General features: G+C 60.8%; 24 protein-coding genes. 10 read left to right on the top strand and 14 right to left on the bottom strand.

The genetic code is table 11. From position 1 onward, the window contains the following. Nucleotides 1-29 precede the first annotated feature (29 nt). The 6 genes from BJP06_RS04320 to BJP06_RS04295 all read left to right on the top strand — a co-directional run bounded on the left by BJP06_RS04320 (nt 30) and on the right by BJP06_RS04295 (nt 4,862). Nucleotides 30-1,262 carry a DUF418 domain-containing protein gene (locus BJP06_RS04320; protein ID WP_071572926.1) on the top strand — a complete coding sequence of 411 codons (1,233 nt, stop codon included), beginning with the start codon at nt 30-32 and terminating at the stop codon, nt 1,260-1,262. Next, complete coding sequence (locus tag BJP06_RS04315) at nt 1,225-1,671, top strand: GNAT family N-acetyltransferase (RefSeq protein ID WP_071572925.1); 447 nt, start codon at nt 1,225-1,227, stop codon at nt 1,669-1,671. Before BJP06_RS04320 ends, BJP06_RS04315 begins: the two co-directional genes overlap by 38 nt. A 75-nt stretch (nt 1,672-1,746) precedes the next feature. After that, nucleotides 1,747-2,748, top strand: coding sequence for an ABC transporter substrate-binding protein (locus BJP06_RS04310; RefSeq protein WP_071572924.1), 1,002 nt, complete (start codon nt 1,747-1,749; stop codon nt 2,746-2,748). 2 nt (nt 2,749-2,750) lie between these two features. After that, the gene (locus BJP06_RS04305) at nt 2,751-3,734 is read left to right on the top strand and encodes an iron ABC transporter permease (protein ID WP_071572923.1); all 984 of its coding nucleotides are present in this window, start codon (nt 2,751-2,753) and stop codon (nt 3,732-3,734) included. Further along, nucleotides 3,734-4,504: an ABC transporter ATP-binding protein gene (locus BJP06_RS04300; RefSeq protein ID WP_071572922.1), complete on the top strand. Its 771-nt coding sequence runs from the start codon at nt 3,734-3,736 to the stop codon at nt 4,502-4,504. Before BJP06_RS04305 ends, BJP06_RS04300 begins: the two co-directional genes overlap by 1 nt. A gap of 28 nt (nt 4,505-4,532) precedes the next feature. Beyond that, nucleotides 4,533-4,862, top strand: a complete 330-nt coding sequence (locus BJP06_RS04295; protein ID WP_071572921.1) for a helix-turn-helix transcriptional regulator — start codon at nt 4,533-4,535, stop codon at nt 4,860-4,862. Here BJP06_RS04295 and BJP06_RS04290 read toward each other — a convergent pair whose 3' ends face one another. From BJP06_RS04290 to BJP06_RS04255, 8 genes are all read right to left on the bottom strand, one after another. Continuing rightward, the gene (locus BJP06_RS04290; protein WP_071572920.1) at nt 4,863-5,741 is read right to left on the bottom strand and encodes an urease accessory protein UreD; all 879 of its coding nucleotides are present in this window, start codon (nt 5,739-5,741) and stop codon (nt 4,863-4,865) included. A gap of 4 nt (nt 5,742-5,745) precedes the next feature. Beyond that, on the bottom strand, nt 5,746-6,366 hold the full coding sequence (gene ureG / locus BJP06_RS04285) for an urease accessory protein UreG (protein WP_070362890.1): 621 nt from the start codon (nt 6,364-6,366) through the stop codon (nt 5,746-5,748). Nucleotides 6,367-6,388: 22 nt separating this feature from the next. Continuing rightward, on the bottom strand, nt 6,389-7,105 hold the full coding sequence (locus BJP06_RS04280) for an urease accessory protein UreF (RefSeq protein WP_071572919.1): 717 nt from the start codon (nt 7,103-7,105) through the stop codon (nt 6,389-6,391). After that, nucleotides 7,086-7,559, bottom strand: a complete 474-nt coding sequence (locus BJP06_RS04275; RefSeq protein WP_071572918.1) for an urease accessory protein UreE — start codon at nt 7,557-7,559, stop codon at nt 7,086-7,088. Before BJP06_RS04275 ends, BJP06_RS04280 begins: the two co-directional genes overlap by 20 nt. 100 nt (nt 7,560-7,659) lie before the next feature. Then, the gene (gene ureC / locus BJP06_RS04270) at nt 7,660-9,372 is read right to left on the bottom strand and encodes an urease subunit alpha (protein WP_071572917.1); all 1,713 of its coding nucleotides are present in this window, start codon (nt 9,370-9,372) and stop codon (nt 7,660-7,662) included. Between the two features lie 33 nt (nt 9,373-9,405). Continuing rightward, entirely contained in the window at nt 9,406-9,714 is a 309-nt protein-coding gene (locus BJP06_RS04265; protein WP_071572916.1) for an urease subunit beta, read from the bottom strand. A gap of 13 nt (nt 9,715-9,727) precedes the next feature. Further along, on the bottom strand, nt 9,728-10,030 hold the full coding sequence (locus BJP06_RS04260; RefSeq protein WP_070362895.1) for an urease subunit gamma: 303 nt from the start codon (nt 10,028-10,030) through the stop codon (nt 9,728-9,730). Between the two features lie 133 nt (nt 10,031-10,163). Then, nucleotides 10,164-11,339 carry a DMT family transporter gene (locus tag BJP06_RS04255; protein WP_071572948.1) on the bottom strand — a complete coding sequence of 392 codons (1,176 nt, stop codon included), beginning with the start codon at nt 11,337-11,339 and terminating at the stop codon, nt 10,164-10,166. Between the two features lie 480 nt (nt 11,340-11,819). Between BJP06_RS04255 and BJP06_RS04250 the strand changes: the two genes are divergently transcribed. Next, the gene (locus tag BJP06_RS04250; RefSeq protein WP_071572915.1) at nt 11,820-12,749 is read left to right on the top strand and encodes a cation diffusion facilitator family transporter; all 930 of its coding nucleotides are present in this window, start codon (nt 11,820-11,822) and stop codon (nt 12,747-12,749) included. On the opposite strand, the gene BJP06_RS04245 is transcribed toward BJP06_RS04250, so the two are convergent. After that, nucleotides 12,746-13,111, bottom strand: a complete 366-nt coding sequence (locus tag BJP06_RS04245) for a hypothetical protein (protein WP_071572914.1) — start codon at nt 13,109-13,111, stop codon at nt 12,746-12,748. The genes BJP06_RS04250 and BJP06_RS04245 overlap by 4 nt on opposite strands. A gap of 54 nt (nt 13,112-13,165) precedes the next feature. Between BJP06_RS04245 and BJP06_RS04240 the strand changes: the two genes are divergently transcribed. From BJP06_RS04240 to BJP06_RS04230, 3 genes are read left to right on the top strand one after another with little or no spacing between them, the layout of a single operon-like run. After that, nucleotides 13,166-14,617, top strand: coding sequence for a DASS family sodium-coupled anion symporter (locus BJP06_RS04240; protein WP_071572913.1), 1,452 nt, complete (start codon nt 13,166-13,168; stop codon nt 14,615-14,617). Beyond that, nucleotides 14,618-16,528 carry a sensor histidine kinase gene (locus BJP06_RS04235; protein WP_083433193.1) on the top strand — a complete coding sequence of 637 codons (1,911 nt, stop codon included), beginning with the start codon at nt 14,618-14,620 and terminating at the stop codon, nt 16,526-16,528. After that, nucleotides 16,503-16,982 carry a response regulator gene (locus BJP06_RS04230; RefSeq protein WP_070975980.1) on the top strand — a complete coding sequence of 160 codons (480 nt, stop codon included), beginning with the start codon at nt 16,503-16,505 and terminating at the stop codon, nt 16,980-16,982. The genes BJP06_RS04235 and BJP06_RS04230 overlap by 26 nt, the downstream gene beginning before the upstream one ends. On the opposite strand, the gene BJP06_RS04225 is transcribed toward BJP06_RS04230, so the two are convergent. From BJP06_RS04225 to argB, 5 genes are all read right to left on the bottom strand, one after another. After that, nucleotides 16,979-17,761 (bottom strand): ABC transporter ATP-binding protein, encoded by a 783-nt coding sequence (locus BJP06_RS04225; protein WP_070476951.1) that lies wholly within the window; start codon nt 17,759-17,761, stop codon nt 16,979-16,981. The genes BJP06_RS04230 and BJP06_RS04225 overlap by 4 nt on opposite strands. Before the next feature lie 4 nt (nt 17,762-17,765). Further along, nucleotides 17,766-18,767, bottom strand: a complete 1,002-nt coding sequence (locus BJP06_RS04220) for an iron ABC transporter permease (protein ID WP_083433192.1) — start codon at nt 18,765-18,767, stop codon at nt 17,766-17,768. Then, nucleotides 18,760-19,935 carry an ABC transporter substrate-binding protein gene (locus tag BJP06_RS04215; protein ID WP_071572911.1) on the bottom strand — a complete coding sequence of 392 codons (1,176 nt, stop codon included), beginning with the start codon at nt 19,933-19,935 and terminating at the stop codon, nt 18,760-18,762. The genes BJP06_RS04220 and BJP06_RS04215 overlap by 8 nt, the downstream gene beginning before the upstream one ends. Nucleotides 19,936-20,092: 157 nt before the next feature. After that, a complete protein-coding gene (locus BJP06_RS04210) occupies nt 20,093-21,277 on the bottom strand; it encodes an acetylornithine transaminase (RefSeq protein WP_071572910.1) in 1,185 nt (394 codons plus the stop codon). Next, entirely contained in the window at nt 21,274-22,209 is a 936-nt protein-coding gene (gene argB / locus BJP06_RS04205; protein ID WP_071572909.1) for an acetylglutamate kinase, read from the bottom strand. Before argB ends, BJP06_RS04210 begins: the two co-directional genes overlap by 4 nt. Nucleotides 22,210-22,211 lie beyond the last annotated feature (2 nt).

Here is a 22,211-nt window from a genome sequence, read left to right as displayed (position 1 = left end):
TACTGTCCCCTGCCGTACGCTTTGGTTTCATGCGCAACGATCATCGACAGCAACGGCTCGTCGTCCCGGATATCGCACGGGGCCTCGCGCTGCTTGGCATCGCCGTCGCCAACGCGATTTCGTACTGGCTCACTCCCCTGAGCACGACAGTCACAGGCAACCACCCCGGCACGTTCGCGGACCAAGCAGCAACTCTTTTCGCGGCGATGTTCGTGCACGTTCGCGGCTTGCCAATGTTCTCCACGCTGCTCGGATTCGGCTTCGGTCTGGTCGCGGCGAGTTTGGCGCGAAAGGGCTACCCATCGGGTGCTGCTAGGCGTGTGCTTGCGCGACGCTACGGGTTCCTCGCACTGTTTGGCCTAGTGCACATGTGGCTGCTGTTCAGTGGCGACATCATGTTGACCTACGGCCTTATCGGTGTGCTGATGGCGCTGCTCGTGAACATTCGCTCCGGCGTGCTCTACATCATCTCCGGAACCATTTTGGGACTGTCGTGCCTCATATACACGCTGATCGCCATACTCTTCTTTGGCTCACCACTGGACCTCATGGCGCCAGCGCCGGACACCAGCTCCTTTGCTCTGTACTTTGCGGATAACCAAGAATTCGCGTTCTACATGACGCTCTCGCAGCCCCTCGTTGTGATCCAGCTGGGGGCGCTTTCCCTCATTGGTTTTGTGTGGGCGCGTGACGGCGTGCTCACCGACGTGAAGGAGCACGCGCGCACACTGTGGGTGTGGGTCGGGGCGGCCGTTGCGGTTGTTATTGCGATTGGTATCCCACTTGGTCTTGCACAGCTGGGCATCCTTCCAGCGTCGACACCGACATTTTGGTCGATCATGAATCAGAGCTTCGGGCTCCTCACCGGCCCCGGCATCCTGGCCGCGTTCGCGCTGGCGACGCAGCACTGGAACCAGCAGCCACCCCGCTGGACCATGCCGATTATCGCGCTAGGAAAGCGCTCGATGTCCGGCTACCTCTTGCAGACGTTCATGCTGCTTCCGACCGCGGTGCTCATCAGCTCCACGTGGCTGCCGGGCCTCGGCGAGTTCCGTCCCATGTTGCTCGGGGCCGCCGTGTGGCTGCTGTCGGTGGCGCTCGCCGCCACGCTTGAACACTTCGACAAGCAAGGTCCATTCGAGGCGCTTCACCGCCACCTCTCGTACGGCCGAACCGGCCGCATCGAGCCGTACCCAGATCCCGCAACCCGAAAGACTGCCCCTCATGAACACACACCGAATCCAGGTAGCACCGCTTTCTGAACTCACCTCACTCGAGGCGTTTGAGCTGTTCAAACTCCGCGTCGACGTCTTCGTTGCCGAGCAGCACTCTCCCTACCGGGAGCTCGACGAGCAGGACGCACACCCGGACACGCTCCATCTGCTCGCATGGCGCGGCACTGAGCTCGAGGGCTGCGCGCGCATCTTCCCCACCGAGGAGGGGCCTCGGTTCGGCAGGTTTGTTGTTGCCCCGAGTGCCCGCGGCACGGGTCTTGGGCCGCGGATCGCGCACACGGGCATCCAGCTCACGGAGCGTTGGCCGGGCGACCTGATCGTCGAGGCGCAATCTGGCCTGGTCTCCTACTACGAGCAGTTTGGCCTTGTCGCGGAGGGCGAGGAGTTCCTTGATACTGGCGTTCCGCACCGTGTGATGCACCTTTGCCGTTCATAAATGTTTTCTAGCTTTTCTTAAGGTTTCGCGCTAGTCTCATTCTGTCACATGATTGATTGTTTGAAAGGATGCGTTATGCGCGCTATCTCCGCCGCTCTTGGCTCTGTTCTCGTTGCGGGACTGGCCCTTACCGGCTGCAGCTCCACAGATGAGCAGGCTCCCCAAGCACAGTCCGACTCGGCCATCACCATCGACAACTGCGGTACCGAGGTCACCGTCCAGGGCCCAGTTCAGCGTGCAACCACGCTCGAGCAGGGCGCAACGGACACCCTGCTCCTGCTCGGCGCTAAGGACCAGATCGCTGGCTACGGTCACCAGAAGGACCTGCCACCAGCAGGCTTCTCCCTCGACGGCCTGAAGGAAGTCAGCCCGTCGGTCCCGAACTCTGAGCAGCTGCGTGACGCAGACACAGACTTCATTTTCTCCCCGTTCGACGAGAACTGGCGCGCTGACGCCGCCGGTACCCGCGAGGAGTGGGCAAAGCTGGGCGTCGCCACCTTCAACCCGAACAGCGAGTGCCCGTCCTACGGCGACAACAAGGGCAAGGACTCCTTCCAGCTGATCGCGAAGGACCTCGAGGACCTGGGCAAGCTCTTCGGCCGCGAAGAGGAGGCGAAGAAGCTCATCGAGAAGCAGACCTCCGAGCTGGAGAACGCGAAGCAGGCGCCTAAGGGCACCACGTTCATGCTGCTCTACTCCTCGGTTGGCGGCTCCCCGTACGTCGCTGGTGGTCCGTCGATCGTGACCAACATGGGCGAGCGCACCGGCATGAAGAACGTCTTCGCCAACCTGGATGAGGAGTGGCCGCAGGTGTCGTGGGAGGCCGTCGCTGAGGCTGACCCGGACGTGATCATCCTGGCGGACCTGCCTGGCCGCGGTGAGCCCGGCGACAAGTGGGAGGAGAAGGTCGCTGACCTCGAGTCCACCCCGGGCACCAAGGAGATGAAGGCGGTCAAGAACAACAGGTACATTGTGGTTCCTGGCGTCGCCACCTCGGCTTCGGCTCGTTCCTACGAGGTTGTGCAGAACATCTCGAAGGCAATTGACGACGGCCTCTTCGACGGAGCAACCAAGTAACTGTGAAGAAGACTGTCACTGTTTCAGCCATCGCGTTAGTACTGCTGGTACTCGCGATGGTTTGTTCTATTCCGATTGGCTCAAGCTCTCTGAGCTTTGCTGAGCTGCGGGGGATTTTCGATCCTGCGTTGCCCGCCCCTTCCCCGCTGCGCATGTCTATTTTGACGGAGCTTCGCATCCCCCGCATCCTGATGGCTGCGATGGTCGGAGCGATCCTCGCGGTGTCTGGTGTGGCGATGCAGGCCATCACCCACAACGACCTCGCCGAGCCCTACCTGCTGGGTATTTCCTCGGGCGCTTCGACGGGCGCTGTCGTGGCTATTCTGTTCTCGACGTGGCAGTACGGCATCATCGCCGGCGCTGCGGTGGGTGCGCTTGTGTCCTTTGGCATGTTGATGCTGCTGCTGCGAAACAGCGCCGCCGACGCCGCGCGTGTGGTGCTGACCGGCGTGCTGATCGGGTTCCTGTTCCAGTCGCTGACCTCGCTGATCGTCACCGCGTCCGGGAACGCCGAGTCGACCCGTGGCATCATGTTCTGGCTGCTCGGTGTGCTCAGCGCCGCCCGCTGGTACACCGTGGTTGCCGTCTTCATCGTCGGCACTATCGGCACGGTGGCGTTGTGGATGATGTCGCGCTACCTGGATGCGCTCTCCCTCGGTGATGCGACGGCGTCCACGATGGGCATTCCGGTTGTGGCGCTGCGCTACGCGGTGCTGGTGGCGGTGTCGCTGATGACGGCGGCTACGGTTGCGTCCGTTGGCGCAATTGGATTTGTGGGCCTGATTGTTCCGCACGCGGTGCGCATGATTTCTGGCCCGCGGCACGCGAGCCTGATCCCGATTTCCGCGGTGGTCGGCGCGATTACGCTTGTGGTTGCCGACGCCATCGCCCGCGCCCTGTTCGCCCCGCAGGAACTGCCTGTCGGCGTGATCACCGCGCTCATCGGCGTCCCTGCGTTCTTCTTGATCCTGCGGAGGAAGCACTGATGTTAGAAGTCAAGAACCTCGAAACGGGCTTCCCTGGCACGACCATCTTGAGCGGCATCTCCTTCGAGCTGGACGCCCCCTCGGTCATCGGGCTCGTCGGCCCGAATGGCTGCGGCAAGTCCACGCTGCTCAAATCCATCGCCGGGGTGCACCCATTCACAGGCGATGTGCTTTTCGACGGTAAGCCTCTCCGCGACTACCCTCGCGCCGAGCGCGTCCACGTGCTGTCGTACGTGGCGCAGCACTCCGGCGACAAGATCCCGCTCACCGTGCGCGAGGTGATCCAGCTTGGACGCAGCGCCGGCCGCGGACCGTTCGCACAGGCCGAGCCAGAGGATGAGGAGATTATCCTCCACGCCCTGCGGCACGCGGACCTCGAGGGCATCGTGGACCAGAAGATGTCGGAGCTCTCCGGTGGCCAGATCCAACGTGCCATGGTCGCTCGCGCGATGGCGCAGCGTTCGAAGGTGATGCTCTTGGACGAGCCCACGAACCACCTCGACCTGCATCACCAGTACAAGCTGATGAACATGCTCCGCCACTTGTCCCGTGAGCACAACACGGTCATCGTGCTGGCGATCCACGACCTGGCACTCGCCGCGCGCTACTGCGACCGCCTCTTGCTGCTGCACGACAAGCAGCTCAAGGGCAACGGCGCGCCAGACGACGTTCTTACTCCAGCAGTCCTTGAGAATGTTTTCGGTGTGAGCGGTAACCTAGACCGAGATAGCCAGGACATCCCGGTGCTGCACATTTCCCATCCGGTGTAGTGAAAACGATTCCAGAAAGGTTTCAGTAGTGGCTCAGTCAGTAGATTTCCCCCGTTGGACCGGGATTTTCAAGATCCTCGGGGACCAGACCCGGTTGACGCTGCTCGCTGCGATCCACCACGCTGGCCAGCACAAGCTCACTGTAACCGAGCTTGCAGAGGTCACAGAGGTGCGCATCGCAACTGCTTCCGCCGCGTTGCGCGCGATGGAAAATAACGGCACGGTGGCATCGAAGCGTGACGGCCGCAGCATTTACTACGCCATCGCAAACGATGACATCCATGAGCTTTTGCACTGGATAGGTGCGGGCCATGCCCACAATCATGGGCATGGCCCGGATACGGCCAGTAGCAAGTAACTAGTACTGGCGCAGGTCGATCGGCCCCTGGCCGCGCGTCTCGGTGCGAACCACGTTCGCTGCCGCCTTAATGATGCGCATCAGGTCCTCTGTCCAGTCAGCAACACCGCGAAGCACGAAGCCTGGCACTTCGGTCTCCGTGACCGAGGCGCTCGCAGTGCCCTCGCCTTCCAGGGAGTTACGCACAGCGTCTCTCACCTTCTCCAGGAGCTCTGGAGTCACGTTCGGGTCGATGCAGATCGCTGTTGCGAAGTGAGTGTGCTGGCCCAGGAAGGATTCCTTCACGTCGTTGAAGAGTTCCTTCGTCGGCTCGATGCGCACATTGTCCACCACAGCAAGCTTGCCGTCGACGCGCACAACGTTGCGCAGATGCGCCTGCTCGTACAGGAACTGGCCACCGTCTGGGGACCAACCCGGTGTGACGATGTCCGACATGAACAGCTGCGATTCCGCGTCCATGTTGACGGTGATCTGCTGGCGGAAGTCCGCCTCCCGGTACAGAATCAGCTGGTCCGGGATGTACTCCATCACTGCGTTGCCGTGCAGGGTGAACTCCACGTTTTGCACGACGTAGTCGTCCGGAGTGCGGTAGACCTTCGCCGCGGACTGGTCAGTCAGGAGCACGGAGGAGTTCGGCTCCACTTCGACTTCCATCCGGTACACGTCGCCACCAACGTATCCCCCTCCGGGGTTGGCGATGGTGTAGTAGACCTGGCCGGAGTCATCCAGGTAGTGCGGGCGGATGATCTTGAATGCACCCTTGTGGTACTGCCGCTTCGCTACGGACTTGGTACCGCCAATACCGATACCGAGCTCCAGTACACCAGTTTCCTCATGCGGCGGTTCGTGGGTGAAGACCGCGCTTGACTCGCCCCACATCAAGCTACGCCTTGGTGTCGAGATCTTGCATGAGCACATCTCGACGAATCCACTCGATGACCTGGTCAAGGCCTTCGTCGGTCTTGAGGTTGGTCAGCACGAACGGCTTGTCACCGCGGAACTTCTTCGAGTCATCCGCCATGACCTGCAGGTCAGCACCGACGTACGGGGCAAGGTCCGTCTTGTTGATCACGAACAGATCGGACTTGATCATGCCCTGGCCTGCCTTGCGCGGGATCTTCTCGCCCTGGGCCACGTCGATGATGTAAATCGAGAAGTCGACGAGCTCCGGGGAGAACGTTGCGGACAGGTTATCGCCGCCGGACTCCATGAACACCAGCTCCAGGTCCGGGTGGCGGTTCAGCAGCTCCTCGTAGGCGGCCTCGTTCATCGAAGTGTCTTCACGAATAGCGGTGTGCGGGCAGCCACCGGTCTCTACGCCGATGATGCGGTCCTCTGGCAGCACGCCATCGCGAGCGAGGATGCGTGCGTCCTCAGTGGTGTAAATATCGTTGGTAATCGCGGCCATGGAGATCTCTCCCTCAAGCGCGCGCGTAATACGCTCGATGAGCTGCGTCTTGCCGGAGCCAACAGGGCCACCGACACCAATCTTAATAACTGACATAATTCAACATTCCTTCCAAGGTTTAAGACATAAACATGCGCGAATGCAGGAACTCGTGCTCCATCTGCGCGATTTCCATATCCGGCGCGGCCACACCCAAGTCGTGGATTGTGTGATCCATAGTCACCGCTGCGTAGCGCGATACCCAGTCATACACTCCGACGAGGAGTCGCTGCCCAGCGTCTTGACCGAGCGGAATCGCGCGGATGGCGTTCTGCACCATCGACGTCGCCAGCTGCATGAGGTACGCCTCGACGGCGGTGTACTCCTCCACCCCGGCTGCGCCGAGCACCAGCCCGAACGCGATACCGGGGTTGCCCTTGTATTCGCGGGCCGCAAGACCGCGGTCGTACTCGGTGACGAGCGCATCGCTGGCGTCGACAATCTTGGCGACCTTCGACATACGCCGACCCATCGACTGCATCGCGGCACGCAGCTCCTTCGGCGTCTGCGTCGCGTGCACCAGAGCATCAAGCTCAGTGAGCTTTTCGACGCGCTCCGCCTCCGACAGGCCAGACTGCTGCAGCTCGACCGCGAACCGAGCCGCGAGGGCGTCGTTAAATGTGGCCTGGTATAGGTAACCACGCAGCCATTTCGCGAACGTGTCGGCGTCGTGGACGGTATCGCGCTGCAGGTAGGTTTCCATGCCCGCGGAGTGCGCGAAGCCACCAGTCGGCAGTGCGGAGTCGGTAAGGTGCCAGACGACGAGCTGGCTGCGGTTAGTGGGTGTGCTCTGCATGACGGAACGCCTTCGGCATCACGTATTCACCGCGGTGGTAGGACACACCCGTGTGCTGGATGTGGTGCTCCACCGTGTGGTCGTAGCGAACGACCATAACGTCCTTATCGAACCCGTGCTCACCAGCGGCGAAGAACTGCGCCTGGAGGTGACGGTTACCGAGCGCGTGAGCGACCTCGAGGGCCTCGCGGATAGTCGCCGGTTCGATCACCAGGACGTCGGAAGCCGCGATCTTTGCGACGATCAGCGTGTCTCCCTCGCGGGCCAGAATATCGCCATCGACGAACTCACGGAAGTCACTGTTGAGACTGATGCCGAGTTCGGTGCCCTGTTCGGTGGTCACGCGCTGGATGCGCTTGACGCGGGATTCGTTGTCGAACACGACGTAATCGCAGTTCGACGTATCAATACCCTCGGTGGTATTCACGTTGCCGAGAACCTCAGTAACGATCATTTTACGATAACTACCTTTCGTTAATTTTTTGGTGGCAGAAATTAAAAAGCGAGCTGAGGCAGCATCTACTGCCCCTGCTCGCCTCTGCTACTTGTCCACCTTAGAACAAGAAGTAGCGCTGTGCCATAGCCAATTCTTCAGCTGGCTCGGAGTGGATTTCCTCGCCGTTGACAGTCAGTACGTAGGTCTCCGGATCGACCTTGATGTCAGGCGTCTCGGAATTGTACTTCATGTCTGCCTTGGAGATGTTGCGCATGCCCTTGGCCTCGACGAATCGGCGGTTCGTGTTCAGCGCGTCCGGCACGCCGGCCTCGAATGCGGCCGTCGGCAGGAAGGTAACGCTCGTGCGACGGACAGCGTCACCGTACGCTGCGTAGGAGTAGCGCATGGTACGTGGCTGTGGCGTCGGGATGGATGCGTTGGAGTCGCCCATCTCGGCACGTGCAACGTAGCCGGACTTCAGCACGATCAGCGGCTTGACGCCGAAGTGCGCTGGCTCCCAAATCACCAGGTCAGCGAGTTTGCCCTCTTCAACGGAACCGACAGCGTGAGCGATGCCGTGAGCAATTGCTGGGTTGATGGTGTACTTGGACACGTAACGCTTGATGCGCTCGTTGTCGTTGCCCTCGGAGTCGCCCTCGAGCGGACCACGCTGCTGCTTCATGCGGTCAGCGACCTGCCACGTGCGCAGCACAACTTCGCCGACACGGCCCATTGCCTGGGAGTCGGAGGAGGTGATGGAGATGATGCCCATGTCGTGCAGGACGTCCTCCGCCGCGATGGTCTCCTTGCGGATACGGGAGTCTGCGAACGCCACGTCCTCCGGGAGATCCGGGTTCAGGTGGTGGCAGACCATGATCATGTCAAGGTGCTCATCCAGCGTGTTGCGGGTGTACGGCAGCGTCGGGTTGGTCGATGCTGGCAGCACGTTCGGGTGGCCAGCCAGCTCGATGATGTCCGGCGCGTGGCCGCCGCCAGCACCCTCGGTGTGGAAGGTGTGAATGACGCGGCCATCAATTGCCTTGGCGGTGTTGTCCACGAAGCCACCCTCGTTGAGGGTGTCGGTGTGGATCGCGACCTGGACGTCCATCTCGTCCGCGACCTTGAGCGCGTTGTCGATGGTGTTCGCGGTCGCACCCCAGTCCTCGTGAATCTTCAGGCCGATTGCGCCGGCCTTGATCTGCTCACGCAGCGGGTTCAGCGCGGATGCGTGGCCCTTGCCAAGGAAGCCAACGTTGACCGGGAAGTCAACCGAAGCCTCGATCATGTGCTTGATGTTGGTCGCACCGGCGGAGACCGTCGTCGCGTTGGTGGAATCAACTGGGCCAACGCCGCCACCGATGAGGGTGGTGGTGCCGTTATCCAGGGCAGCCATGACCTGGTCTGGGGAAATGAAGTGAATGTGGGTATCCACCGCACCGGCGGTGACAATCTTGCCCTCGCCACCGATGACCTCGGTTGCAACACCAACGACGATGTCAATGCCGTCCTGGATATCTGGGTTGCCTGCACGGCCGATCTTGAGGATCTTGCCGTCCTTGATGCCGATGTCAGCAACGTAGATACCGGTGTAGTCAATAATGATCGGGCCCGTGATAACGAGGTCCGGAATCAGTTCCTCACCGGTAACACGGGAGTTCTGACCCATGCCGTCGCGGATAACCTTGCCGCCACCGAAGTTGACCTCTTCGCCTGGCTTCAGCAGGTTCTTCTCAACGCGTGCGATCAGCGAGGTGTCCGCGAGGCGGACACCGTCACCGGTGTGTGGACCGTAAAGCTCGGCGTACTGACGCCTATCGATCTCATATGCCATTTTGTTCCCTTCCTTAAAGCTTTCGTATTCCGTTTACTTGACTGGGCCGTTGACCTGGCCGTTGAAGCCGTGAACTTCGCGCTTGCCGCCGAAGTCGATGAGCTCAACAGTGCGGGAATCGCCTGGCTCGAGACGGGCTGCGGTGCCCGACGGAATATCGAGGCGCTTGCCCATCGCAGCTTCGCGGTCGAACTCGAGGGCACTGTTGGCTTCTGCAAAGTGGAAGTGGGAACCGACCTGGATCGGACGGTCGCCGGTGTTCTTCACCTCGAGCGTGATCGACTCGCTGCCTTCGTTCAGGATGACCTTGCCTTCTTTGATGAAGTATTCGCCTGGAATCATGGATAGTCTCCTTTTATCGGATTGGGTTGTGGACAGTGACAAGCTTGGTGCCGTCAGGGAAGGTTGCCTCAACCTGGACGTCAGAGATCATCTCCGGAACGCCTTCCATGACGTCGTCACGGGTAAGTACCTGAATGCCTTCAGACATCAGCTGCGCTACGGTCTTGCCGTCGCGGGCGCCCTCCATGAGGTAGTCCGTGATGAGCGCTACCGACTCTGGGTAGTTCAACTTCACGCCACGCTCCTTGCGGCGACGTGCCACATCGGCAGCAACCACGATGAGCAGCTTTTCCTGTTCGCGCTGGGTCAGCTTCATTTCTTCTCCTTGCTCGTTGACGATGATTATTCGATTATTTGCCGATGCCCCGCCTGTGCCTTTCGGAACAGACGGGGTTCGGGTTTTCACTGTAGTTGTGAAATCTTTCGGTTCGCCCCGAACCTACTCCGAATTAGTGGTGATGGTGGTGCTTCTTCGGGTTATCCGAGGCTTCTTCCGGTGAGTGTCCGGGCGCTAATCCCTCTCTAATGAGTTGTTCATCGAGCGAGTGGTCCGGATTCTCATGGTCGGTTTTCATCTTTGATTTTGTAAACATTGAGAACAGTCCGTTCTGGTATGCCACTGTACCCAAAATCAGGAAGATACCGACGATCTGCAGGACGGATGGGATCTCACCGAACAGCGGAGCCGCAATGATGACGGAGGTAACCGGCGAGAGCAGCAGAATACCTGCGGACAGGGTCGGGTCGAGCCAGACCGTGCCGTACTGGACGAAGGTCCACGCCAGCGCCTGGCCAAGGATAGCCAAGCAGAGCAGGTTGAACCAGTTCCAAGTCGTCAGCGCGTCACCGACGGTGTGCTCAGGGTCAACCAATGGGAGCTGTCCGTCAATCAGGACGCCGTTGACAAAGTCGAATCCCTTACGCGGCGAGATGAAGAATGCCACGATTGTTGGCGCGATAGCCTGGGCACCCATCGTGTACATCATCGGCTGGACGTAAAGGTCCTTACGTGCAGAGGTACCAGCCTTGCGGGAGAGGTAGAGGTAGAACGAGTAGCATACACCCGAGGTCAGGCCGAACATGGTACCCAGCGTCGCGGTCTTAATGCCGTAGATGGACTCCGGCCCACCAGATGCCTCGGCAGCCTCGAAGACGCCACCGGTCAGCATCACACCGACGGCCATGATCGGGACAAGGATCAGGAACACCGGCGGAATCTTGTACTTATCAAAGACAGCAGTCAGCATCGGCACGATGATGACCTGCAGGTTCAGCAGAATCGCAGCAACACCCGCGCCTACGTAGAAAATGGAGTAGTTCCAGCACGTGAAGTCCACGCCCAGGAAGAGGCCGGAAGCGATGGAGAGCATGATGCCCTTCTTGCTCAGCGACTCTTTCTTGCGGATTTCCATAACACCGAACGGGATCAACACGAGGCAACCGATCACAACACGCAGGAACGCCTGCGTCGCCGGATCCATGTTCGTAGCTTTGACCCACAGCGGGGTGCCTGCAAGGAACGCAGTGCCGAGAGCGAGGAACAGCACCGCCTTGCCGTGACTGACGGGTTTAATCGGCGGACCCTTGATGTCCGCTGCCATAGAGGCGCTAGAAGTATTTGACATGCTCAACACCATACATTCCTGACAAGAATTCAGAATCCTTTAAGGCCCTAGTTGCATATATTGCGCTGCAGTGCATATATAGCCCCACTCTGAGCGACTTTATAAAAGTTGCATTCATATTTTTATACATTTTGATTACCCCCAATTGAGGGTGGGTGCAAGCAGTACAAACGTACTGCAATCTGCATATTTTCCAGAATTATCACAGGAGCTGACCCTAAAATATTAAAATTTCAACTCCCCGCTTGACCTTTTAACACTCAATTGTTCGTTTGAGTGTTCCATACTTGCCGTTTCATTTATTTATAAATCAATTATCAAATATTCGCTTGTTTATCTTTAAGGTATATCCTCGTTTTGATAGGCCATTTTTGGAGCCGGATGACACCTCTCCTCCCAGATCCCGCCAAACGAACTCCCCTTCCCTTTCCCCGGCTGCTACGATATTGCAGGTCAATCAGGGAAGGCGAAAGAACAACCATGCCACTGTCCGAAATAAACACCGAGCGTAAACAGGAACAGCACCGCCTCGAACGGTTCATGTGGCTCTCGATTGCCGCGTCCATCCTCACCATCGCACTAAAGATGGCGGCGGCCGGTATCACCGGCTCCGTCGGTTTCCTCTCCGACGCCATCGAATCCGTCATTAACCTAATCGCTGCACTCGTGGGCCTGTGGGCACTCAAACTTTCCGCGAAGCCCGCGGATGAGAACCACAACTTTGGCCACGCGAAGGCCGAGTATTTCTCCGCGCAGGTGGAGGGCTCGCTGATTTTGGTGGCGTCCGTCGCGATTATCTACACGTCCGTGCAACGCATTATTCATCCGCAGCCGGTCGAGCAGATCGGCATCGGTTTGGCGTTCTCTGTTGCTGCGACTGTACTAAACCTCATAGTCGGTGTTGCGCTGGTGAAGGCAGGTAAGAAGTACCGTTCGTCAACCCTGGATGCCGACGGCCACCACCTCCTCACTGATGTGTGGACCACGGTTGGCGTGATTGTGGGCATCGCGGCGGTCTGGATTACCGGCTGGCAGTTGCTCGACCCGATCATCGCACTGTGCGTCGGCTGCAATGTCCTCTTCACCGGCTACCGCCTCCTCAAAGGCGCCATCCTCGGCCTGCTCTCGGAAGCGCTACCGCAAGATGAGCTGGCGAAGCTCCACGGTTTCCTCGATAGCTACGCTGCCGAGCACGACGTCGAGTTCACGTCGGTGCGCACGGCTGCGTTTGGTCGTGATCGGCTCATCAGCCTCGTCATGCAGGTCCCCGGTGGGTGGACTGTGGCGTACTCTCACGAGCACGCCGACGCCATCGAGGACGGGGTCACTGCGGCCATCGGTGAGTCGGAAACGATCGTGCACGTGGAGCCTGCCGGGTACCACACCCGCACCGGACCAATCTGGGCTTAAGACCCGTTTTCAGTCAGTGACGCATACTGCTCGCTGAGCTTGTCCGCCTCCGTGACGTAAAACATTGCGCGCTGCCCCATCGACTCGTCGCGCTCGTCAGTACGGGCCTGCAGGTCCTCAATTTCGGACTCAGGAACGCCGATACCGCGCATCTCATCCGTCTTCGTCCAGATGGCAACGATAGCGTCTTCGAAGGCGGGCTCGTCCATGACGCCCGGATCAGCGTCAGACTCCGACGCGGCCTCCTGCGAAGCCGGTGGTGTGCGGTTTTGTTCGAATGGGAGAGGTTGGGTGGTGCACGAAGTGGCCGTCGATAAGCAGGTGGCGGCAAGGGCTGCGGCGAAGAACTTTGAGTGTTTCATTCTGATTATTCTAACCTCCCAAATTCGCTGGTCATACGATTAAGATACGAAGGTATGGCCGTACAGCATGGAACTATTCCGCCACCGGCGCTCCAGCAGCGCACCCCATCACTTTCGAAGAAGCAGTGGGCGGGCCTGATTCTTGGCGTGGTGCTCTTCGCACTCCCCTTCCTTTTCAACATTCCAGGGCTCGAAGCGCCGGGCCAGCGGATGCTTTCGATTTTCCTCCTGGTGATTGTCTTCTGGATCCTCGAGCCGATTCCACTGACCGCGACCGCGGTGTTGGTGATCTTCCTCGAGGTCATCCTGCTCTCGAAAGGCGCGATCGCCGACCCGACGGGTGGCGTTGAGGCGCTGAAAGAGACGGTGCTGCCCGCATCCGACTACTTTGCGGCGCTAGCGAACCCCGTCATCATCCTGTTCTTGGGCGGCTTCATGATTGCGCACGGCGCTGAAAAGTTCGGGTTGGACAAGAACTTAGCCGCAATCATGCTGCGGCCCTTCCCTGACAAAGCGCGGCTCACGGTGCTGGGGCTGATGCTCATCACCGCGGTGCTCAGCATGTTCATGTCGAATACGGCGACGACGGCCACGATGTTCGCAGTCGTCATCCCGATTCTGCGCACCTTGCCGCCGGGAAAGATTCGAGCCGGTGTCGCCTTGTCGATTCCGCTGGCGGCGAACGTAGGCGGCATAGGCACCCCGGTGGGAACACCGCCGAACGCGATCGCGATTGGCGCGCTGGCGGAGTACGGCATCAAGGTGTCATTCGTGCAGTGGATGCTGCTGGCCGTCCCGTTCATGCTGGTTGTACTGGTGTTTGCCTGGCTGTTCCTCTGCTTCGCGTTCATCCCCTCGGAGACGCGGATCTCGATTGAAATGGACGCGTCTTGGGATACGTCGACGAACGCGAAGCTGTTTTACGCCATTGCGGGACTGACGATCGCCCTGTGGATGAGTGAGCCGCTGCACGGGGTCTCTTCGAACATCGTTGGGTTCTTCCCTGTTGTTGCGCTGCTGAGCCTGAAAGTGATGAAGGGCAAGGACGTCCAGGCGCTGGACTGGCCGGTGTTGTGGCTGGTTTCCGGCGGTATTGCGCTGGGCACGGGCGTGGGCGCGACGGGCCTGGATGACTGGTTGGTCGGCTCTGTGGACTGGAAGGTGCTCGGCCCGATGATGATCCTGGCGCTGCTGGGCCTGATCGGTTTTGCCATGGCGAACGTCATTTCCCACTCGGCAGCGGCGAACCTACTGGTGCCGCTGGCGGTGTCGCTCGCTGTCACCCTTTCGGAGCCGAGCCCAATGCTCATCGCTGTCATTGTGGCGATTGCTTGCTCGTTGGGTATGTCACTGCCGATCTCTACTCCGCCGAACGCGATTGCGTACGCCACGAAGGAGATCTCTATTCCGCAGATGGCGCAGGTCGGCCTGGTGGTGGGCACGGTGGCAACGCTGCTGCTGATCTTCGTGATGCCGTCGGTGTGGACGATGATGGGGCTGCTGTAGATGATTCCTCACTCGAAAATCGCGGTCATCGGTGCGTCGGAGGCGTCGCGCACAGTCCAGAGCATCGTGCGCGACGCGTTCGGCGACACGCACACGGTGCTCACGTTCCCCTCGCTGACGGAAATGCCGCGCACAGAGGACCTCGCGCTCATCACTGTGACGGTGCACGAGCATGGGCTGACCAAGGATCACCCACTCGTCGCCTTTCTTGACGACGCCCACTACGAACACACCCGCATCATCGTCTTGACTACGGCGCCCTCGGTGTCGGGCCTGGACCGGCTCAGTGAGCTGGGCAGGCTCGACATGCTGGTGTACACCCCCGAGATCCACGAGGAGGCGCTGGCTCGGAACCTGCAGCAGCAGCTGACACGCTACTGGGCGTCGCGCTACCACGACAACCCCGAGCTGGCGTCAAAGTACGACCAGCCGGCCGCGCCGGCCCTGGATGTGGAACTGACAAACGAGGAGATTGTCGGGCGCATTATTGATGCAGCCGACCGCCACCTTGGGCGCCAGCCACGCCTGGTGTTTCCTCCCGGGGTGAACCTGACCACGGAGGGCAAGGAGGTTGAGGAGGTCATCTTGACTATCTCGGGCGAGGTGGTGCTGCAGCGCAGCACGGACGCCGGGGATATTACGATGCACCGCGGATCGACAGGCCAAGTGATTGGGCTGTTGGCGCTGGCGGGTACGCGCATCGGGTTCTTCACCGCGCGGACTACGACAGAGGTCACTGCGGTGCAGCTGCCGATGGACCAGCTCAACTACCTGCTCGACATCGCCCCTGGCCTGGACCGCATGCTCGCTGTGTTGCTGGTGCGTTCCTACGACCGGCGCCTACGGCGCTCCGAGGACAGCCAGGTGCACCAGCACGAGATGACCGTGGAGCTGGAGCAGGAGCGCGCACGGCTGAGCACCGCCCTGCGAAACCTGGAGGAGGCCCGCCGCGAGCTGATGAGCCAGGCCCGCTTCGCCTCACTCGGTGAGTTGGCGGCGGGGGTCGCCCACGAGCTGAACAACCCGATGGCCGCGATTGAGCGAACGGCGGCGCATCTCGGAGAGGACGTCGATAAGCTGCTTGCGGCGAGCCCGAACCGGAAGTGGCGCGAGGGCGTACTGAAGGCGTTTGAGCAGGCAAAACGTGCACCATCGGTGAGTACGAAGGAGGCGCGCAGGTTGCGGCGTGAGCTCACCGAGATCATCGGCGACCGCGCGCTTGCGCAGCGCTGGGTGCTCGCCGGTCTGCACGACGCCGCCTTTGCTAAGCAGGTGGCTCGCTCCCGCAGGCTCGACTTCGAGACCATCGAGCGCGCTGCGGCGATCGGCACTGGGGTGCGTAACCTCTCCACCGCGGCGACCCGCATCACGGAACTCGTGGCCTCGCTGCGCTCGTACGCGCGCCCCGACGGCGACCCCGTCACCGACGTCAATGTCCACGAAGGTATCGACGACACCCTCCGGCTGATTTCGCACCGGCTCGACCACGTCGAGGTCATCCGCGACTATGCGGAGCTGCCCAACATCACGTGCATGCCGGGCCAGCTTGCTCAGGTGTGGACGAACCTGCTGACCAACGCGGCGGAGGCGATGCAGGACACCGGCGTTGGCGGCACTGTCACGATTAGAACCAGCGCGCCCGAGCCGGGCTGGGTCGAAGTCGACATTATTGATGACGGCCCCGGCATCCCCGGCGAGCGCCTCGAGCGGCTCTTCGAACCGCGTTTCACCACGAAGAACGGCCAGGTGCGCTTCGGGATGGGCATCGGCCTGACTGTGTGCCGAAGCATCATCAATAAGCACCACGGAACCATCACGCTGGAGTCCTCGCCACGAGGCACCCAAGCCAGCGTGCGCCTACGTATCAACGGACCAAGGAGACACCATGAACCTCACCATTCTGATTCTTGAAGATGAAGCCGAAGTGCGCGCCGCCCTTGAGCGCGACCTCCTCTTGTTCGCGGACACCGTCCGCTTGGAGGTTGCCTCCAACGCCGACGAGGCATGGGAGGTGATCGACGAGCTCAGCGACGACGGCGACCTCCTCGCGCTCGCGCTGTGTGATCACCGCATGCCCGGGACCACCGGCGTGGAGTTCCTTGTGCAGATGATGCAAGACCCACGCACCGCGGCGACCCGGAAGGTGCTGGTAACCGGGCAGGCGCAGCTCAAGGATACCGTGCACGCGGTGAACGAGGCGAACCTGGACTACTACATCGCTAAGCCGTGGGACGTCGAGAACCTGCACAGCGTAGTGCGTGACATGTTGACGGACTACGTGGAGGCGCTAGACATCGACCCGCTGCCCTACTTCGAGGTGCTGGACCAGCAGCGGGCGCTGAAGCTTACCCGCCACCGGGACTAATGGATGGAGGTTGGTGAGTGCTCGGGCGGGATCTTCGGGTGGTCTAACAGGTCGAACCCGAAGAGGATCCGGTCCTTGACTCCCGCCAGAATCGCCTCGACGGAGTAGACGTCGCGGAACGTTTGCTTCGTAAACACTTCGGCGGGTGAGCCTTCGGCATAGATCTTGCCTTCGTGGAGCACGATGATGTGGTCCGCGAAGCGCTCAATCAGGTCGATTTGGTGCAGGCTTACTACCGTTGTGATGTTTCGTTCAACCGTGAGCGCCTTGATTTGGTGCAGGATTCTGTACTGGTTTTCGATGTCGAGTGCGGACGTGGGCTCATCGAAAAGCAGGATGTCTGGCCGTTTGACCATGGCCTGCCCGATGAAGACTTTTTGGCGTTGGCCACCGGACAGGTTGCGGATGGCGACGTCGCGCAAGGGCTGCAACTCAAGCATGTCGAGCACCTCGTTGACGTCGTCGATGTCTTCCTGCGTGGTGCGGATGCCCAGCTTGGCAACTTTGCCGATCATCACCGTTTCAAACACGGTGAACGGTAGGTCGCCTTCCGTGTGCTGGTTCAGGTAAGAAATGTTACCGGTGGTTGTAATCTCGCCGGAGATCTTCTTGCCGCGCCCTTGGTTGTGTGAGCGGACAATCGACGTCATCAGCGTGGTCTTGCCAGCACCGTTGCGCCCCATCAGTACGGTGACCTCGCCGGGTTTGGCTTGGAAGCTGATGTTGTTGATGATCTGGCGCTCGCCATAATCGAACGAGAAGTTCTTGACGCGAATCATGCCGCTACACCGCCCTTTGACGGCGCTGGCTGGTAAGCGCGTAGACCAGGAACGGAATGCCGATGATGGAGCTGATGATGCCGATTGGCACCACAACCCCAGGGACGATCAGCTTCGAGAGTATAGAGGACACCAGCAGGATCATCGCGCCGAGGATCGCGGAGCTTGTCAGGTAGAAACGCTGGTCTTCGGAAACGAGGCGGCGTGCCAAGTGCGGCGCGGCCAGCCCGATGAACCCGATCTTTCCGCAGAAACTCACCGCGAGCGCGGTCAGAATCGAGGCCAAGACGAGGGAGAGGATCTTCACGCGCCCGACTTTGACGCCGAGCGCTTCCGCTCGTGCTTCACCGAACTTCAGCGCGGTCAGGTTCCACGCGTTGCGCAGCAGCACCGCGAAGACAACGACGAACGTCGAGAGCAGGATCCACGCCTGCGGATACGAGGCGCGGGTGAGCCCGCCCATCGTCCAGAAGACGATGTACGACAGGCTCTCTTCTGACGCGCGGTACTGGATCAGGGACAGGAAGGCGTCGAAGAGGAAGTTCAGCGCGATGCCCGCAAGCACGAGTGATGAGTTGCTCATCTCGATGTACTTGCCCACCGCGAAGATAACCAGCACGGAGACCAGCGCGAGCAGCAGCGCACCGCCGGTAACGAACACCATCGGCAGCGCCATCACAAAGACGATGGCTGCGCCAAGGCTCGCTGCCGAGGACACGCCAAGCGTGAACGGGCTAGCAAGCGGGTTATTCAGGATTGTCTGCATCACGGCGCCCGCCAACCCCAGGCTCATCCCCACCCCTACTGCCATGAGGGCAGCTGGCATGCGCATGCGGAAGAACGCAATGTGCTCAACCGAGTCAGGGTCTAGCACGGCGGAGAAGTTTGAGAGCTTGATGTCGGCGGGGCCGACGCAAAGATCCACCACGAAAAGGACGACGACCGCCAAAATGGCAAATGCGACCAGAAGTCCTTTCGGGAGGCTTTTTGTTGGTGCCTTACTCATACTTGATGAACCAGGTTCCCTCGTATGGGATCGGCATGTACTTATCGAAGTACTCCTTGATCAGCGCCTCTGGATCCAGGTCCGCAAACTCCTCCGGGTGGAAAAGCTTCGCCAGCTGCGCGTAGGAGTAGAAGTCGAGCATTTCGCGGGTCATCGGGTGCCCGATGGCGTAGAGCTCGTTGTTCTGGATCGCCTTGAGCTTGTCCCAGCCTTCGCGCTGGCGGAACGGCTCCATCGAGGCCAGCGCCTCCTCATTGGAGACGGAGAAGCCCATCTTGACCGAGTCCGGCTGGTTCGCCCACAGGGATCCTGAGAGCACGATCTTGTCCGGGTTGCTGACCAGGACCTGTTCCGCGGAGAGCGCCTCGGCGTCGTCCGCAGCCATGAAGTGCGTCGCGATGTTGTCCGCGCCGACGGCGTCCAGGATGGCGCCCCACATGATGCCGGCGCCGTAGGTGTTGCCGAATTCGGTCGGGCCGTTCGAGGTCGTCTCAAAGTAGACCGACGTGGTGTGGTCCAGCTTCGAAGCGCGCTCCTCGATGTCGCCGACGACGTCCTCGTAGAACTTCGTGATCTCGTCGACATTCTTCGTCAGCCCAGTGGCTTCAGCGATGATCTTGGTGGACTGAATATGGTTTTCCAGCTTTTGGCTGTGGTAATCGATGTAGATTACCGGGATGCCAGTCTGTTCAGCGATGACATCCATCTTTGCTTTCTGGCGAACCGGAGCAATGACTCCGTCGACACCCATCGTCAAAAGTTGTTCGGCGGAGATCTGATCCTTCGTCGCATCACCAATCTTCGGGATATCAGCAAGCTCCGGGTTCGCCTCAAGCAAAAGGTCCCACAGGTCCTGTCGGTTGGACTCGAGGCCCTTATCCATCGTAGCGATCTTAGACGTGTAGTTGTCCCGGTCAAGGGCCGCCATCGTCAAAAGCGGCCCGCCAGAACCAGAAAGCTGAATGGCTGCGTGCTCGAGTGGCTTCTCCAGCTGAATCGTGTTCCCGGTGATGTCCGTGATGGTCACTGCATGCGAGGCGTCTGCGGTAGTCTGGCTCGTTTCCGAGGCAGGCTCGTTGTCCGCAGGGCTGCTGCATCCAGTCACTGTCCACATCATCGCGGCACAGAGCACTACAGCTGGGAGGGATTTCTTCGCGGAGAAGGCCATGATTATCGACTTTCACTGTGGTTTGGTTGCACCGATTCCGAGCAAGGAATGTGAAGGCGCAAGGGTGGATGGCTCCACCCCACTAGCAAATGTTCAATTAATGAATTGAACAATCAAATTACAGCACATGCGAAAGCGATACGTCAAGCCTGTCAAATTATTGTGAGACCTCTTCTGAGGCCTCCGCAATCGCGGCCGTGAGGCGCCCAACCGCCTGCGCAATTTCCTCGTCGCTGATCACCAGCGGCGGCGTCAGGCGGATCACGTCATCCGCCGGCGCGTTGAGGATCACGCCGTGCTCAAGGCCAAGCTTGACGACGCGCTTCGCCACCGGCTGCTCCAAGACCACGCCGAGCATGAGCCCACGCCCGCGGACTTCCTTCACACCCGGGATCTTCGAGGTGGCGTCGTAAAGCACCTGACCTTTGCGACGCACCTCCGCGAGGAAGGCGTCGTCGATGGTGGCCAGCACTGCCGTGGCCGCCGCGCACGAGACTGGGTTGCCGCCGAACGTGGTGCCGTGACTGCCCGGAGTGAAGAGCTTCGCCGCCTCGCCGCGGGCGATCGTCGCGCCGATGGGCAGGCCGCCGCCGAGGCCCTTGGCCATAGTGATCACGTCCGGGAGCACGCCCTCGTGCTGGAAGGCGAAGAAGTCGCCGGTGCGGCCGACGCCAGTCTGCACCTCGTCGGCGATAAAGAGGATGCCGTGCTTGTCGCACAGCTCGCGGACCTGGGTGAGGAAGCCTTCCGGGGCGGGGATGACGCCGGTCTCGCCCTGGATGGGCTCCAGGATGATGGCCGCGGTGTCGGAGGGGTTCTGCTCCACGAGTGCGGTGAGCGCCTCGATGTCGCCGTAGGGGTAGAACTCCACGCCGACGGGCAGCGGCTCGAAGGGCTTTTGCTTGTCGGGCTGGCCGGTCATGGCGAGCGCGCCCATGGTGCGGCCGTGGAAGCCGTGCTGCGCTGCGAGGATGCGGCGGCGACCCGTCAGGCGCGCGAGTTTGAAGGCGGCCTCGTTGGCCTCGGTGCCGGAGTTGCCGAAGTAGACGCGGGCGGTGTCATCACCGACGTGCTCGCGGAGTGCCTCGGCGACCTTGACCACGGGTGCAGAGCCGAACAGGTTCGAGACGTGGCCGAGCGTCGATAGCTGGTTGGTGACCGCCTCGACCACTGCCGGATGCGCATGGCCGAGCGCGTTGACCGCGATGCCGGCGAGCATGTCGATGTACTGCTTGCCATCCACGTCGGTCACGGTGGAGCCGGAACCTTCGACGAGTTCGACTGGCGGAACCGGGTAGTTATCTAGAAGCGCGCCCGCCCAACGCTGTGTGAAGTCCTTCATGCGTCATCCTTTCTAAAAATGGTGCCGTCCGGGTACTGGGAACGGTCGTAATCATCTGGCAGAACCATGGTGCCCACCCCGCCCATCGTGAGCAGCTCAAGCAGGACGGAGTGCGCGACGCGCCCGTCGATGACGTGGGCGGCTTTCACCCCACCCCGCACTGCAGTCAGGCACGCCTCCATCTTGGGGATCATGCCCGAGTCCAGCGCTGACAGCATCTGCTCGAGGTCCCCGGCCTCGATCTTAGACAGCAGCGAGTCCCTATTCGGCCAGTCTGTATAGAGGCCCTCCACGTTGGTGAGCACCACGAGGCGCTCCGCGCCGATCGCCGCGGCGAGTGCGCCAGCTGCCTCGTCGGCGTTGATGTTGTACACCTCGCCGTTCTCGCCCGGCGCGATGCCGGAGACCACCGGGATGCGCCCGGCCTCGATGATGTCCATGACGGCGGCGGGGTTCACGTCGGTGATCGTGCCGACGAGCCCGATGTCGCGGGTTTCGCCGTCGACGTCGACGGTGCGGCGCTTCGCGGTGAACAGCCCGGCGTCCTCGCCGGAGGTGCCCACTGCGTACGGCCCGTGGGAGTTGATCTTGCCCAGCAGGTCACGCCCGACCTGGCCGAAGAGCACCATGCGCACCACGTCCAGGATCTCCGGGGTGGTGACACGGAACCCGCCGACGAACTCGCCACCGTCGAGGCCGAGGCGGGAGAGCATCGCGCTGATCTGTGGGCCACCGCCGTGCACGACGACGGGCTTCGCGCCGACGGTGCGTAGGAAGACCATGTCGGCAGCGAAGGCGGCTTTGAGGTCTTCATCGATCATGGCGTTGCCGCCGTACTTGACCACCACAATTTTGTCGCGGTAGTGCTGCAGCCATGGCAGTGCCTCTGCCAGGACGGTTGCCCGCTGCTCGCTGCTGAGATTCGGTAACATGG

The organism is Corynebacterium sp. NML120713 (genome assembly GCF_001875735.1).
Lineage (GTDB): Bacteria > Actinomycetota > Actinomycetes > Mycobacteriales > Mycobacteriaceae > Corynebacterium > Corynebacterium pseudogenitalium.
The sequence above is the reverse complement of the archived record's forward strand: the minus strand, read 5'-3'. Positions and strand labels throughout refer to the sequence as shown.

Bases quoted from the DNA above. Each gene is read 5' to 3' on its own strand.
- BJP06_RS04320 (WP_071572926.1), top strand. From the start codon at position 30: ATGCGCAACGATCATCGACAGCAACGGCTCGTCGTCCCGGATATCGCA.
- BJP06_RS04315 (WP_071572925.1), top strand. From the start codon at position 1,225: ATGAACACACACCGAATCCAGGTAGCACCGCTTTCTGAACTCACCTCA.
- BJP06_RS04310 (WP_071572924.1), top strand. From the start codon at position 1,747: ATGCGCGCTATCTCCGCCGCTCTTGGCTCTGTTCTCGTTGCGGGACTG.
- BJP06_RS04300 (WP_071572922.1), top strand. From the start codon at position 3,734: ATGTTAGAAGTCAAGAACCTCGAAACGGGCTTCCCTGGCACGACCATC.
- BJP06_RS04290 (WP_071572920.1), bottom strand. From the start codon at position 5,741: ATGTGGGGCGAGTCAAGCGCGGTCTTCACCCACGAACCGCCGCATGAG.
- ureG (WP_070362890.1), bottom strand. From the start codon at position 6,366: ATGTCAGTTATTAAGATTGGTGTCGGTGGCCCTGTTGGCTCCGGCAAG.
- BJP06_RS04280 (WP_071572919.1), bottom strand. From the start codon at position 7,105: ATGCAGAGCACACCCACTAACCGCAGCCAGCTCGTCGTCTGGCACCTT.
- BJP06_RS04275 (WP_071572918.1), bottom strand. From the start codon at position 7,559: ATGATCGTTACTGAGGTTCTCGGCAACGTGAATACCACCGAGGGTATT.
- ureC (WP_071572917.1), bottom strand. From the start codon at position 9,372: ATGGCATATGAGATCGATAGGCGTCAGTACGCCGAGCTTTACGGTCCA.
- BJP06_RS04265 (WP_071572916.1), bottom strand. From the start codon at position 9,714: ATGATTCCAGGCGAATACTTCATCAAAGAAGGCAAGGTCATCCTGAAC.
- BJP06_RS04260 (WP_070362895.1), bottom strand. From the start codon at position 10,030: ATGAAGCTGACCCAGCGCGAACAGGAAAAGCTGCTCATCGTGGTTGCT.
- BJP06_RS04255 (WP_071572948.1), bottom strand. From the start codon at position 11,339: ATGTCAAATACTTCTAGCGCCTCTATGGCAGCGGACATCAAGGGTCCG.
- BJP06_RS04250 (WP_071572915.1), top strand. From the start codon at position 11,820: ATGCCACTGTCCGAAATAAACACCGAGCGTAAACAGGAACAGCACCGC.
- BJP06_RS04245 (WP_071572914.1), bottom strand. From the start codon at position 13,111: ATGAAACACTCAAAGTTCTTCGCCGCAGCCCTTGCCGCCACCTGCTTA.
- BJP06_RS04240 (WP_071572913.1), top strand. From the start codon at position 13,166: ATGGCCGTACAGCATGGAACTATTCCGCCACCGGCGCTCCAGCAGCGC.
- BJP06_RS04235 (WP_083433193.1), top strand. From the start codon at position 14,618: ATGATTCCTCACTCGAAAATCGCGGTCATCGGTGCGTCGGAGGCGTCG.
- BJP06_RS04230 (WP_070975980.1), top strand. From the start codon at position 16,503: ATGAACCTCACCATTCTGATTCTTGAAGATGAAGCCGAAGTGCGCGCC.
- BJP06_RS04225 (WP_070476951.1), bottom strand. From the start codon at position 17,761: ATGATTCGCGTCAAGAACTTCTCGTTCGATTATGGCGAGCGCCAGATC.
- BJP06_RS04220 (WP_083433192.1), bottom strand. From the start codon at position 18,767: ATGAGTAAGGCACCAACAAAAAGCCTCCCGAAAGGACTTCTGGTCGCA.
- BJP06_RS04215 (WP_071572911.1), bottom strand. From the start codon at position 19,935: ATGGCCTTCTCCGCGAAGAAATCCCTCCCAGCTGTAGTGCTCTGTGCC.
- BJP06_RS04210 (WP_071572910.1), bottom strand. From the start codon at position 21,277: ATGAAGGACTTCACACAGCGTTGGGCGGGCGCGCTTCTAGATAACTAC.
- argB (WP_071572909.1), bottom strand. From the start codon at position 22,209: ATGTTACCGAATCTCAGCAGCGAGCAGCGGGCAACCGTCCTGGCAGAG.